12 protein-coding genes are annotated in these 13,066 nt (G+C 71.7%); 11 read left to right on the plus strand and 1 reads right to left on the minus strand.

Annotation, left to right across the window (positions count from 1 at the left end; all coding sequences use genetic code 11):
- The first annotated feature begins 81 nt into the window (after positions 1-81).
- The 8 genes from IMZ35_RS17605 (at position 82) to IMZ35_RS17640 (ending at position 8,285) form a co-directional block, all read left to right on the plus strand.
- Complete coding sequence (locus IMZ35_RS17605; protein WP_199442182.1) at positions 82-225, plus strand: hypothetical protein; 144 nt, start codon at positions 82-84, stop codon at positions 223-225.
- A 750-nt stretch (positions 226-975) separates the two neighbouring features.
- Positions 976-1,806, plus strand: coding sequence for an STAS domain-containing protein (locus IMZ35_RS17610; protein WP_229372294.1), 831 nt, complete (start codon positions 976-978; stop codon positions 1,804-1,806).
- Positions 1,806-2,216 (plus strand): STAS domain-containing protein, encoded by a 411-nt coding sequence (locus IMZ35_RS17615; RefSeq protein ID WP_199442184.1) that lies wholly within the window; start codon positions 1,806-1,808, stop codon positions 2,214-2,216. Before IMZ35_RS17610 ends, IMZ35_RS17615 begins: the two co-directional genes overlap by 1 nt.
- Positions 2,217-2,242: 26 nt before the next feature.
- The gene (locus tag IMZ35_RS17620) at positions 2,243-2,626 is read left to right on the plus strand and encodes an anti-sigma regulatory factor (RefSeq protein ID WP_307868291.1); all 384 of its coding nucleotides are present in this window, start codon (positions 2,243-2,245) and stop codon (positions 2,624-2,626) included.
- Positions 2,614-3,651 carry an ATP-binding protein gene (locus tag IMZ35_RS17625; RefSeq protein WP_307868293.1) on the plus strand — a complete coding sequence of 346 codons (1,038 nt, stop codon included), beginning with the start codon at positions 2,614-2,616 and terminating at the stop codon, positions 3,649-3,651. Before IMZ35_RS17620 ends, IMZ35_RS17625 begins: the two co-directional genes overlap by 13 nt.
- A gap of 2 nt (positions 3,652-3,653) precedes the next feature.
- Positions 3,654-5,423, plus strand: coding sequence for an ATP-binding protein (locus IMZ35_RS17630; protein WP_307868295.1), 1,770 nt, complete (start codon positions 3,654-3,656; stop codon positions 5,421-5,423).
- Positions 5,420-7,000 carry a fused response regulator/phosphatase gene (locus IMZ35_RS17635; protein ID WP_199442187.1) on the plus strand — a complete coding sequence of 527 codons (1,581 nt, stop codon included), beginning with the start codon at positions 5,420-5,422 and terminating at the stop codon, positions 6,998-7,000. The genes IMZ35_RS17630 and IMZ35_RS17635 overlap by 4 nt, the downstream gene beginning before the upstream one ends.
- 331 nt (positions 7,001-7,331) lie before the next feature.
- The gene (locus tag IMZ35_RS17640; protein WP_438816881.1) at positions 7,332-8,285 is read left to right on the plus strand and encodes an arabinan endo-1,5-alpha-L-arabinosidase; all 954 of its coding nucleotides are present in this window, start codon (positions 7,332-7,334) and stop codon (positions 8,283-8,285) included.
- A 142-nt stretch (positions 8,286-8,427) separates the two neighbouring features.
- Here the strand turns inward: IMZ35_RS17640 and IMZ35_RS17645 are convergent, their stop codons facing one another.
- Entirely contained in the window at positions 8,428-9,450 is a 1,023-nt protein-coding gene (locus IMZ35_RS17645; RefSeq protein ID WP_199442188.1) for a LacI family DNA-binding transcriptional regulator, read from the minus strand.
- A 373-nt stretch (positions 9,451-9,823) separates the two neighbouring features.
- On the opposite strand from IMZ35_RS17645, the gene IMZ35_RS17650 reads away from it, so the two are divergent.
- The 3 genes from IMZ35_RS17650 to IMZ35_RS17660 all read left to right on the plus strand — a co-directional run bounded on the left by IMZ35_RS17650 (position 9,824) and on the right by IMZ35_RS17660 (position 13,041).
- Positions 9,824-11,161: an ABC transporter substrate-binding protein gene (locus tag IMZ35_RS17650; RefSeq protein ID WP_199442189.1), complete on the plus strand. Its 1,338-nt coding sequence runs from the start codon at positions 9,824-9,826 to the stop codon at positions 11,159-11,161.
- A gap of 69 nt (positions 11,162-11,230) precedes the next feature.
- Positions 11,231-12,169 carry a carbohydrate ABC transporter permease gene (locus IMZ35_RS17655; protein ID WP_307868297.1) on the plus strand — a complete coding sequence of 313 codons (939 nt, stop codon included), beginning with the start codon at positions 11,231-11,233 and terminating at the stop codon, positions 12,167-12,169.
- A complete protein-coding gene (locus IMZ35_RS17660; RefSeq protein ID WP_307868299.1) occupies positions 12,166-13,041 on the plus strand; it encodes a carbohydrate ABC transporter permease in 876 nt (291 codons plus the stop codon). The genes IMZ35_RS17655 and IMZ35_RS17660 overlap by 4 nt, the downstream gene beginning before the upstream one ends.
- Positions 13,042-13,066: the final 25 nt, after the last annotated feature.

The following is a 13,066-nucleotide window of genomic DNA, read 5'->3' on the forward strand; positions in this document are numbered from 1 at the left end:
GCCGTCGCAGACCTGGGCTGCGAGAGATGAGGAACCGTGATATTTGCAGGCGAGCGGTCCGACCGACCGAGACGCGTCCGGGTGCCGGGGCGTTCGGACATCGGCGAGGTCCTCCAGCAGAGCAAGAACTTCGGCGTCGGCAAGGTGGTCTACTGCGCGGTGGTGCACTTTCCCGAGACCGGTGAGGTGGCGTTCTACGACATGAGCAAAGTGGAGACGGCGTAACCGACCGGGGTGAGCCGCTTTTCGGCCGCGCCGCGTCCGAACGGGGCCCGCCACACACGTGCGTGTGGCGGGCCCCGGTGCGCGGAGGGACCGCTCCCGCGTCGCGCCGGGGAGGCCGACGTGGTGGGTCGCGCTCCGCCGAACGGCCGGTCGACGAACGGCGACCGGCCGCGTGGCCCCGTCAGGACGTCGGTTCCGCACCCCGGCGGGTGGGCGGAAGACCGAATTCCGGTGTCGGCCGAAGAGCCCACAGGAGCAAAGATGCACCATGCCGCAGCACCCTTCAACCGCACGGCACGTCTTCACGCGAACGTGTTCCTCACGACGATCTCACCGGTGTTCGCCGGTCGCAGGAGTTTCTTCCGCACGTCGACGACGCGTTCACGTCCGGCGCGCCGAATCAATCACCACCACGGGCGACGTGCGGCGGTTGAAACATCTCACCGAATGGAGCGATCACCGCACGGTGCGTTCCGTTCGCCGGAGGAACTCGTCGGCAGGAATGTCGACGCGTTTCGGCGAACTCCTCCCGAACTCCCGCGACGGGAGATCGGCGAGCACGGCGGCCAGGAGGAGCGACGCGCCGCACGAGACGGCCGAAACGGGCTTTCCCCTGCACGTGACGGCCGCCGCGCTCGTCGTGCGGACCCCCGTCGGGTGCGCCGCGGCCCCGCCGCGCCATTAGTCTCTGCGCGGTAAGCAGGTCACGAGGAGGATCAAGTGGTTGCCGAAGCGGGGCACGCTCACCGTTTGACCGAGCTGTTGCGGGAGAACGTCGACCGCCTGATCGAGGAGTGGGTGACGTCGGCCGCCGTCGTGCTGCGCGGCCGGTCGGTGCGGGCCGAGCTGGAGTCGGAGTTCCGCGAGTTCCTCGCCACGCTGCTGCCGGTGGCCGACGGCGACGGCCGGAACCTCTCCGGTGCCGAGTACGCCGAGATCAAGGCGCTGCTGGAGGAGTTCTCCCGCAGCCGCGCCCGGCAGGGGTTCACGCCCTCGGAGACCGCGTCCAGCGTCTTCGCGCTCAAGCGCATCGTGTTCGAACTGACCGAGCAGGAGGAGGACCCCGAGCTGTTCCGGGAGCTCATGAGGTTCTCCACGCTGCTGGACGCGCTGGGTCTGTGGACCTTCGAGACCTACGCCCGCGCCCGCGAGGAGATCATCCAGGAGCAGTCGGAGCAGCTGCTGGAGCTGACCACCCCCGTGGTCAAGCTCTGGGAGGGCGTGCTGGCGGTGCCGCTCGTCGGCACCCTGGACTCCGCGCGCACCCAGGTCGTCATGGAGAAGCTGCTCGAAGCGCTCGTGGAGACCGGCTCCGAGCACGCCATCATCGACATCACCGGTGTGCTCGCCGTGGACACCCAGGTGGCCCAGCACCTGCTCAAGACCGTCGTCGCCGCCCGCCTGATGGGGGCCGAGTGCACCATCTCCGGCATCCGGCCGCAGATCGCCCAGACCATCGTCGCCCTGGGCATCGAGTTCGGGGACATCACCACCAAGTCGTCCCTCGCGGACGCCCTGCGCCACGCGCTGCGCCGCGAGGGGATCGACGTCGTGCGCAGAGCCGAGAGGAGGACGGTCTGATGGAACGCGTGCCGATTCTCAAGATCGGTGGTGTCCTGCTCGTCTCCATCCAGATCGACCTCCAGGACCAGAGCGTGCTGGCCCTCCAGGAGGACCTGGCGGAGAAGATCAGCACCACCGGGGCGCACGGCGTGGTGATCGACATCTCCGCGGTGGAGATCGTCGACTCCTTCATCGGCCGGATGTTCGCCACCATCGCGTCGATCTCCCAGCTCTTCGACGCCGACACCGTCGTGGTGGGCATGCGCCCCGCGGTGGCGATCACCCTCGTCGAACTCGGCCTGACGCTCGGCGGGGTGCGCACCGCGCTGGACCTGGAGCGCGGCATGAAGATCCTGCGGGTCCTCGGCGAGCAACGCAGGGGCCCGTCCTCCGACGAGGACGCCGACCCACTCCGAGCCCTGCTGTGACCGTCGCCAGCGAGGAGTCGGGGACGGTGCCGATCACCGAGGACGGTGACGTGGTGCGAGTCCGCCAGCTCGCGCGGAACTACGCCCAGCAGGTCGCGCTGTCGCTGGTGGACCAGACCAAGCTCGTGACGGCGACCAGCGAGCTCGCCCGCAACACCCTGATCTACGGCGGCGGAGGCGTGGCGCACATCGAGATCGTCGCCGACGGCCGACGCCGGGGGGTCCGGGCGTCCTTCCGCGACGAGGGACCGGGCATCCCCGACGTCTCGCTCGCGCTGGCCGACGGCTGGAGCAGCGGCAAGGGGCTCGGACTGGGCCTGAGCGGAGCGCGCCGGCTGGTCGACGAGTTCGACCTCGACACGGAGGTGGGACGCGGCACCAGCGTCACGGTGGTCAAGTGGAAGCGCTGAGCGGCTTCACCTGCCTGCCGATGGTCGAGGAGGTGACCGTCGTCCGGGTCGAGGAGGCGGTCGAGGTCGGCCGCGCCCGCCGCGCCGTCTCCTCGCTGGCCGAGAGGCTCGGGTTCCCCGCCACGCGGGTCGCCGAGATCGGCCTGGCCGTCACCGAGATCGGCACCAACCTGCACAAGCACGCGCGCGGAGGACTCGTGTTCGTGCGGTCCGTGCGCGGCACCGACCAGGCCGCCGTGGAGGTCGTCGCCGTGGACGGAGGTCCCGGCATCGCCGACCTCGCCCGCGCCCTCGAGGACGGCAGCTCCACCGCGGGCACGCTCGGCATCGGTCTCGGAGCCGTCGCCCGCCTCGCCGATTCGAGCGCGATCACGTCCCGGCCCGGCCGGGGAACGGCGCTCGTGGCGCGCTTCCACCCCCAGCACCGGCCGCAGGAGGAGATCCCCGAGGACGTCGCGGCGGGCATCTCGCGCCCCATCGGCAGCGAGGAGGTCTGCGGGGACGCCTACGCCGTCCGGCGCGCCCCCGGACGGCTGTCGCTGATGATGTGCGACGGCTCCGGGCACGGTCCGCTGGCCGCGTCGGCCTCCCGCGCGGCCGTGCGGGCGTTCTGCGAGCTGCGTCCCGGCCCTCCCGAGGAGACCGTCGCCCGTCTGCACGAGGTGCTGCGCGGCACCAGAGGGGGCGCCCTCGCCGTGGCCGAACTCGACCTGACCGCCAGGACGGTCCGGTTCGCGGGACTCGGCAACATCGCCGCCGCGATCCTCGGCGGTGGGCAGAAGCGGGGGATGATCTCCGTGCCGGGGGTCGCCGGGCACAACGCCCGCACCATCCGCGCCTTCGACCACGAGCTGCCGGAGGACGCCGTCGTGGTGCTGCACTCCGACGGACTCACCGAGCGGTGGACGATCGACCGCGGCGACGACCTGCTCCACGGCCCCCCGGTGCTCATCGCGGCCACCCTGCTGCGCGACGCCGGCGTGCGCAGGGACGACGCCTGCGTCCTCGTCGGCAAGCCGTGGTGACCGTGGCCACCGGCGAGACGCACCACGAACTGCTGCGCACCGCCGTGCACGGCGAGCCGGACGTGTTCCTGGTGCGCCAGCGCGGCCGGCAGGTGGCCGCGGCGGTCGGCTTCGACGGCCAGGACCAGATCCGGGTGGCCACGGCCCTCAGCGACGTGGGCCGCGAACTGGTCCGCCAGTCCCTGACCTCGGCGGTCGTGTTCGCGCTGCGACTCGCGCCCCGCGTGGCGCTGGTCGTGGAGCTGAGCTGGCGCGGCGGCCCCGCGAGGACCACCGGTCCCGGCTGGGACACCGCCGACCGGCTCCTGGACGAGGTGCACGTCACCGCGGGCGACGAGGGCGGCACCGTCGTCCTGGTCAAGAGGCTGCCCGGCGGTGTCGTCGCGCCGTCGCCGGAGCACCTGATCAGGGTGCGCCGGGAACTCGGAACGCCGATCGGGAGCACCGCTCTGGACGAGCTGCGCGCGCAGAACCAGGAACTGCTGGAGACCCTGGAGACCCTGGAGCAGAAGGGCCGGGAGCTGGAGCGCCTCAACGACGAGCTGGAGGAGACCAACCGGGGGGTGGTCGCCCTCTACAAGGAGCTGTCCGAGGAGCTGGAGGAGACCAACCGCGGCGTGGTGGCGCTGTACGCGGAGCTGGACGAGAAGTCCACGCAGCTGCGCGAGGCGGCCGAGGCCAGGACCCGCTTCTGGTCCAACATCAGCCACGAGCTGCGCACACCGGTCAACTCGGTGGTCGGGCTCACCAGGCTCCTCGCCGCGCAGGGCGCCGACCCGCTCACCGCGGACCAGCGCCGGCAGGTCGAACTGATCAACGACTCCGGCGCCACGCTGCTGGCCCTGGTCAACGAGCTGCTGGACACGGCCAAGGCCGAGTCGGGCAGCATGCGGCCCCAGCCGGTGCCGGTCGACCTCGGTTACGTCGTCGTGCAGCTGCGGGGCGCGCTGCAGCCGATGATCCGCTCGGGCGAGGTCGAACTCGTCGCCGACGACCTCCCCGCGCTGCCCCCGTTCGTCACCGACGAGACCATGCTCGTGCGCATCCTGCGCAACGTGCTGTCCAACGGGCTCAAGTTCACCGTGCGGGGAGAGGTGCGCCTGTCGGTGCACCTCGCCGAGGACGGGAGGCACCTGCACTTCGTGGTCACCGACACCGGCATCGGCATCCCGGCCGACCAGCAGGACCGGGTGTTCGAGGAGTTCCACCAGGTGCCCGGCGCGTTGCAGGTCGGAGCGGGCGGAACGGGACTCGGGCTGTCCTACGCGCGCAAGCTCGCCCGCATCCTCGGCGGTGACCTCGCCCTGCGCAGCGAGCCGGGGCGCGGCACCGAGGTGACGCTGCGGCTCCCGGTGGGCGCGCTGGACGACATCCCGCTGACCCCGGTCGGCACCGCGCTGCTCGTGGACGGGAACGAGGAGTCGCGCGCGCTGCTGAAGGACGTGATCGGAGACCTCGCCCACGTGGTGGTCGAGGCGGCGGACGGCAGGACCGGGCTCACCGCGGCCACCACCGAACGTCCCGGCCTGGTCTTCCTCGACGCCGACGCGCCCTTCGTCACCGGCGCCGAGATCCTGTCGGTGCTGCGCCGGGACGCGAACTTCAGCGCGGTGCCCGCGGTCGTGGTGTGCACCGCGGAGTCGGCCGCCCTGCACCTGACCGTGTCCGGTCTGGCGGCGTCGCTGCTGCCCAGACGGCAGATCTCGACCGAGACGGTGCGGCAGGCCGTCCGGGAAGCGCTCGTGGCCGTGCGAAGGACGGTGTCCGGATGAACTCCCCGATCGCTGCGCAGACGTCCGCGCCGAACGCCGGCGCGAGGATTCTCGTGGTCGACGACCTGGAGGCCAGCCGCTACATCATCTCCAGCTGGCTGCGGCGCAGCGGCCACGAGGTCGTCGAGGCGGTCACCGGGGGCGAGGCGCTGACGGTGCTGGGCGAGCAGGACGTCGACCTGGTCGTGCTGGACGTGCACCTGCCGGACATGAGCGGCTTCGACGTGTGCGAGCGGATCAAGGCCGAGCCGCGCACGGCCGCGGTCCCGGTCGTCCACGTGTCGGCCACCTACGTGCAGCCCGACGACAAGACCGCGGGACTGACCCGCGGCGCGGACGCCTACCTCACCGAACCCGTCGACCCCGGCGAGCTGCTCGCCACCGTCGAGGCCGCGCTGCGCTACTACCGCGCTCGCGCCCTGGCCGAACGTCTCGCCGATCGGCTCACCCGCCTGACCAGGGCGACGCTCACGATCAACGCCGCCGCGTCCTTCGACGCGCTCGCCACCGCCGCGGCGGCGGGCGCGGCCGACGTGCTCGACGGCGCGGCGACCGCGCTGCTGCTGACCCCGCAGGGCGACGTGCGGGTGGGCCGGGTCGAGGCCGTGGGCGAGGCGGTGGCGCTGCGCACCGAGCAGATCGCGCTGATCCAGGTGGTGGCGTCGTCCGTCACCGCCGAGGGCGCCGGTGTCGTCGTCCTGGACGAGCCCGACTGGAACCCGGACGTCCCGCTGGCCGTGGTGGTGGCCAGGGGCAAGCCCGGTCGCCCGCCCACGTGCATCGCCGTCGACGCGAACGCCGCGACCACGGCGGACGACCGCAACCTGCTGCTGCAACTGGGGCAGGCAGCGGCGCTGGCCGCGGACGGCCTGCGCGCCTACGCCGAGGAGCACGACCTGGCGCTGACGCTCCAGCACAGCCTGCTGCCGCGGCACCTGCCCGAGCGGGCGGAGTTGCCGATGGCGGTGCGCTACGTGCCCGCGTCCGCGAACGCCGCGATCGGCGGTGACTTCTACGAGGTCGCGGAGCTGGACGGGCGGTTGCTCATCGCCATCGGCGACGTGTGCGGGCACTCCATCGAAGCGGCGACGATCATGGGCGAGGTGCGGCACGCTCTGCGGGCCTACGCCGTGGAGGGACACGGTCCCGCGGAGATCCTCACGCACCTGGACGTGATGCTCCAGCAGTTCCACCCCGTGGGCGGTCTGACCACCGTCTGTCTGCTGCTCGTCGACCTGGACGAGGGGACGATGACCGTGGCCAACGCCGGGCACGTGCCGCCGCTGATCGCCGACGAGGACGGCACCCGCTACCTCGACGTGCTGGGACCGCTGCTGGGCATCGGGCTGTCGCGGCCTCCCGCGACCCGGTTCGACCTGCCGCGGGGGAGCCTGGTCGTGCTGACCACCGACGGGTTGGTGGAGCGGTCCGGCATCGACCTGGACGAGGGCATGGAGGTCCTGCGCTCGGCCGTGTCCCGCGACGACGACCTGGAGGACCTCTGCGACCGGCTGCTGGACGAGTTCGGCCGGGGCAAGCGGGACGACATCGCTCTGCTGGCCTTCCGCCGCCACTAGGACTGTTACCGCTAACAGGTGTTGGCGGACGGCGGAGCGTGCGCGTCCGGCCGGATGCGGCCACGCCGGACGTCCGGGTTCGTGCGGTCGTTGACAGTCCAGGTCCGCGGCGCTACGAATGGGGTGCTCGGCCGCTCCTGGACCGTCCCGCGCGCACGGTTGTGTGTGTTAGCGGTAACAGTCGGAGGTGCGCCCGCACCGGCGCGTGCGGCCGATCGTCCCGCCGCCATCGCGTTCACCCGGAGAGTCCGCCCGTGCTCCGGGAACGGAACGAGGAGGCATCACCGTGACCCTGCGACCCGTCCCCCACCGCACCGCACCGAGGCGCTCGGTGGCACGCGCCCTGCTCGTCGTGGCCGTGCTGGCGACGACCGCCCTCACCGTCCCGACGGCGGGGGCGGCCGCCTACCCCGGCCCCGGCGTGGTGACCGGTGACACCGGCGTGCACGACCCGGCGGTGGTCAAGCGGCCCACCGGGGGCTACCTGATCGCCCACACCGGGGACGGCATCAGCCTGAAGACCTCCACCGACCGCACGGCCTTCCGCAACGCGGGCGCGGCCTTCCCCGGCGGCGCGCCGTGGACCACCGCCTACACCGGCGGCAGCCGCAGCCTGTGGGCGCCGGACCTCGCGCACCGCAACGGCCAGTACTGGCTGTACTACTCGGCCTCGACGTTCGGCTCCAACCGCTCGGCGATCTTCCTGGCCACCAGCCCCAGCGGGAACTCCGGCACCTGGACCGACCGCGGCCTGGTGATCGAGTCGCGGACCTCGGACGACTTCAACGCCATCGACCCCAACCTGGTCGTGGACGACCAGGGCCGCTGGTGGCTGAGCTTCGGCTCGTTCTGGTCCGGGATCAAGGTGGTGGCTCTCGACGCCGGCACCGGAAAGCGGTCGGACAGCACGATCCGCTCCATCGCCGGGCGCGGTGGCGGGGCGATCGAAGCGCCGTTCATCGTGAAGAGCGGGTCGTACTACTACCTCTACGTCTCGTTCGACCTGTGCTGCCGCGGTGCGGCGAGCACCTACCGCGTCGTGGTCGGCCGCTCCACCAGCGTCACCGGCCCGTACCGCGACCGCAACGGAGTCGCGATGACGTCCGGCGGAGGCACCGAGGTCGTGGCGAGCCACGGCAACGTCCACGGTCCCGGCCACCAGGCCGTCTTCACCGACACCGACAGCGACGTCCTCGTGTACCACTACTACGCCGACAACGGCACCCCCCTGCTGGGCATCAACCTCCTGGCCCTGGACGCGGCGGGCTGGCCCTACATCCACTGACCCCGCGAGTGGAGCGTTCAGGCACCGCGAGTTGAGCGTTCAGGCACCGCGAGTGGAGCGTTCAGGACGGGCGTGCGCGCCCGGCACGTCCTGAACGCTCCACTCGTCGTGCTCGAACGCTCCACTCGTCGTGCTCGAACGCTCAACTCGGGCGGCCCACGGTGCTCTGGCGGGGGATCAGGCGGTGGGAGGCTCTGACCTCCACGCCCGGCAGCGGGGTCGTGCCGGTCATGCGGCGCAGGAGGCGGTCCACCGCCGTCGTGGCGATGGCCTCCTTGTCGGGGGAGACGGTGCTGATGGTGGGGTTGGAGTAGCGGCCCTCCTCGATGTCGTCGTAGCCGATGAGCGCGATGTCCTCGGGCACGCGCAGGCCGCGGTCGAGGGCGGTGTGCAGCGCTCCGAGCGCGACGAGGTCGCTGTAGCAGAAGGCGGCGTCCGGCGGATCGGGACGGTCGAGGAGCCGGGTCATCGCCCGCGAGCCGTCGGCGCGGTTGAACCGCGGCGTGCGCACGATCAGCGACTCGTCCACCGGCAGACCGGCGTCCTCGTGGGCGAGGCGGTAGCCGCGGGTGCGCAGCTGAGCGGCCTCTCCCGTCGGGTAGGGCTGGTCGCCGACGGCCGCGACCCGGCGCCTGCCCAGGTCGATCAGGTGCCGGGTGGCCTCGCGGGACGCCTGCACGTCGTCGATGCCGACGTGGTCGAAGGTGCCGTCGGACGTGCGTTCGCCCAGCACGACCAGCGGCAGCGTCGGATCGCAGTCGGAGAGGTCCTCCTGGGCCAGTCCGAGCGGGCTGAGGATCATCCCGTCGAAGAGGACGCCCCGCGCGCCGCGGCGGACGAGTTCGCGCTCGTGCTCGGGGTCGCCGTCGGTCTGGTCGACCAGGACGTTGTACCCGTGCTCCCGCGCCCGCGGGATGATGGCCTGCAACAGTTCCGCGAAGTAGGGCGTGTCGAGGTAGGGCACCACCACGGCGATCTGTCCCGACCGGCCGTTGGCGAGGTTGCGGGCCAGGACGTTGGGCCGGTAGTCCAGTTCGGCGATGGCGCGCTCGACCTTGAGGCGGGTGCGCTCGGTGACCGGCGCGTAGCCGTTGACCACGTTCGACACCGTCCGGGCCGACACGCCCGCGAGCAGTGCGACGTCACGCAGCGTGGCACCGCGCATGGCTCTCCCTCGTCCGGGCGCCCCGGTCCCGCAGCGCTGCACGAAGTGTGGGGGAGACCTCCCCGGCCGACAACCCCGGTCCGGCCGAACCGCGCGGCCGGACCGCGGACGTGGGCCGAAGTGCGGCCAGATGCCTCTTGCAGCGCGGCAAAACCGGGACCACACTTCTTTGCAGCGCAGCAAGACCGGTGCCACGGCGGCGATCCCGGTCGGTTCGCCCGAGTCCCCCCGCCGTGGCGCAGTTCCCGACCGGTCCTCGGAGGCGGGCGTTCCCGCCGCACGGGGGTGGCCGCACCGCCCGACTCCTCGCTCACGTTCCGTGATGGCGGTTGCCGCACGCCCGGTGACGTGCCGCCACAGAAAGGCGCTGTCCATGCCCGGAATCAGCAGGTGGAGAAGGGCCTCGCGAAGGCTCGTGCCGGTGCTCGCCGCCGGTGGTCTGCTCGCGGCGGCGGCCTGCACCACGGGCGACGGCGCGGAGCCCGGCGGGGACGGGGGACCCGTGCGGGTCTCGGTGTGGGCCTGGTACCCCGAGTTCGCGGGAGTGGTCGAGGCGTTCAACGCCTCGCACACCGACGTCCAGGTCGACTGGACCAACGTCGGCACCGGACCCGACCAGTACGCCAAGCTCAAGACGGCGTTCGAGGCCGGCACCGGAGCGCCGGACGTGGCGATGGTGGAGTTCCAGCAGATCCCGACGTTCGTCGTCCTCGACGCCCTCGCGGACATGGGGCAGTACGGCGCGAACGAGGACGAGCACCTCTACGCCGAGTGGGCCTGGAGCCAGGCCACCGACGGCGACGCCGTCCACGCCATCCCCGTCGACGGCGGCCCGATGGCGCTGATGTACCGCAAGGACCTCTTCGAGCAGCACCAGATCCCCGTGCCGACCACCTGGGCCGAGTACGCGGAGGCCGCGGTGAAGATCAAGGCCGCCGACCCGAACGCCTACGTGGCCAGCTTCGGCAGCGACGGCGGCTGGATCAACGGCCTCATGTGGCAGGCCGGGTGCCGCCCCTACGGCTACTCGCCGGCCGAGGGCAGGGAACGGGTGACGATCGCGCTCACCGGTCCCGAGTGCCGCAAGGTCTTCGACCTGCACGGCGACCTCGTGCAGCGCGGTCTCATGGCGCAGGACCCGTTCTTCACCGCGGACGCCACCGCGGCCCTGGACTCCGGCAAGTACTGGACGTGGGCCGCGGCGGGCTGGACGCCCGGCTACGTCGCGGGATCGCTCACGAGGACCGCGGGCAGGTGGGCGGTCGCGCCGATGCCGCAGTGGACCGCGGGGGGCGACGAGCAGGGCGACTGGGGCGGCTCGACGTTCACGGTCACCAAGCAGGCGAAGAACCCCGGGGCGGCGACGACGGTCGCCAGGGAGCTGTTCGGCACGTCGGAGGCGGCCTGGGACGTGGGTCTGAACAAGGCGTTCCTCCACCCGCTGGTCACCGACGTCGCCGCCGATCCGGCGTTCATCGGCAAGAGCCACGACTTCTTCGGCGGCCAGAAGGTCAACGAGATCTTCGTGCCGGTGTCGGAGAAGCTCGGCGACTTCCAGTTCACGCCGTTCCAGGACTTCGTGTTCGGCGAGCTGAACGACCGCAGTGCCGAGGCCATGGCGGGAGAGCGGCCGTGGAGCACGGTGCTGGAGGAGACGCAGAAGAACGTCGTCGCCCACGCCGAGCAGCAGGGCTTCACGGTCACCCAGTAGCGCCCCGCGCTCCCGCCGCGGCGCTCGTCCGCCGCGGCGGGAGCGCGGGCGACCGAACCAGGAGGTCCCGTGACCAGGGCTCTGCCGATCGCTCCCCCCGAGCCGTCCGGACGCGCGCCGCGTCGGTCGTCGCGCCGCGCGACCGCGCACCCGCTCGCGGGAGCGCTGTTCGTCCTGCCGTTCTTCCTCGTCGTCGTGGCCTTCCTGGTGGTGCCGCTGGGGTTCGCGTTCTGGCTCAGCCTCTCCAGCAAGAGCCTCGCGCGCGGCACGCGGTTCAGCGGCGTCGACAACTACGTGCGCGCCTTCACCGACCCGCTGCTGCTCGACGGCGTCGTGCGGGTCGTGCTCTTCGGCGTCGTGCAGATCCCGATCATGCTGGGCGTCGCGCTGGCCGGAGCGCTCGCGATCGACGCCGTCGGCACGAGGTTCGCGAGGGTGTACCGGCTCGTCGCCTTCACGCCCTACGCCGTGCCCGCCGTGCTCGGCGCGCTCATGTGGGGCTTCCTCTACAGCCGGACGTTCGGCGTGTTCGCCGACGTCCCCGTCCTGTTCGGCGGGCAACCGGTCGACTTCTTCAGCTCCTCGCTGCTGCTGGTGTCGCTGGGCAACATCGTCACGTGGGCGTGGACCGGCTACAACACGATCGTCCTGTACTCGGCGCTGCAGGGCGTGCCGCGCGAGACCTGCGAGGCCGCGGTGATCGACGGCGCGTCCCCGGTGCAGATCGCGCTGCGCGTCAAGGTCCCGGCGATCCGGCGGGCCGTCTCGCTCGCGGCGATCTTCAGCGTCATCGGGACCGTGCAGTTCTTCACCGAGCCCTACGTCATGGCCCGGTTCGCGCCGCAGATCTCCGCGGGCTACACGCCGAACCTCTACGCCTACAACCAGGCGTTCGCCTACTCGAACTTCCACTACTCCGCCGCGATCTCCTTCACCCTCGGCTTCGTCGTGTTCGTCGTGGCCCACGTCTTCGTGGTCGTCAGCCGCCGCAGGGGAGCCGCCTCGTGACCACGACGACCGGGTCCCGCCGCCGCTCGGGGGAGCCGAGCTCGCGGCTCGCCCACGCCCTGATGGCCGCCGGTGTCCTCTACTTCGTCCTGCCGCTGGTGTGGATCGTGATCGCCGCGACCAAGAGCCAGCCCGACCTGCTCTCCAGCCCCGCGCTGTGGTTCGGCCGCGAGTTCAGCCTGATCGACAACGTCCGGCGGCTGTTCCGCGAGGACGGCGGCGTCTACGGCCGGTGGCTCGCCAACACCGCCCTGTACTCCGGGGTCAGCGCCGCCGGGGCGACCCTGCTCGCCGCGCTCGCGGGCTACGGCCTTGCCCGCTTCTCCTTCTGGGGCAAGCGGTTCTTCGAGACCGCGCTGCTCGGTATGATCATGGTGCCCGCCACCGCGCTGGTGCTGCCGACGTACCTGATCCTGTCGAAGACGGGCATCGTCAACACCGTCTGGGCGGTCGTCCTGCCCTCGCTGCTCAGCCCGTTCGGCACCTACCTCGTCCGCGTCCACGTGACCGAGAGCGTGCCGGTGGAGCTGATCGACGCCGCCCGCGTCGACCGGGCGGGCGAACTGCGGATCTTCCTCCAGATCGTGGTGCCGCTGATGCGTCCGGCGATCGTCACCGTCTTCCTCGTCACGCTGGTGGCGACCTGGAACAACTACTTCCTGCCGCTGGTGGTGCTCAGCGACGCCGACCTCTACCCGCTGACGGTCGGGCTGACCACGTGGTTCAACACCGCGCAGCAGGAGGCGGGCACCCGGCAACTGTTCGACCTCGTCATCACCGGATCGCTGCTGGCCGTCGTCCCGCTCGTCGCCGCCTTCGTCCTGCTCCAGCGCTTCTGGCGCAGCGGAGCGGGGTCCGGAGCCCTGAAGTAGCCCACTCCACGACCACCGCAGGAGA

This window comes from Umezawaea beigongshangensis (assembly GCF_016464305.1).
Classification (GTDB): Bacteria; Actinomycetota; Actinomycetes; order Mycobacteriales; family Pseudonocardiaceae; genus Umezawaea_A; species Umezawaea_A beigongshangensis.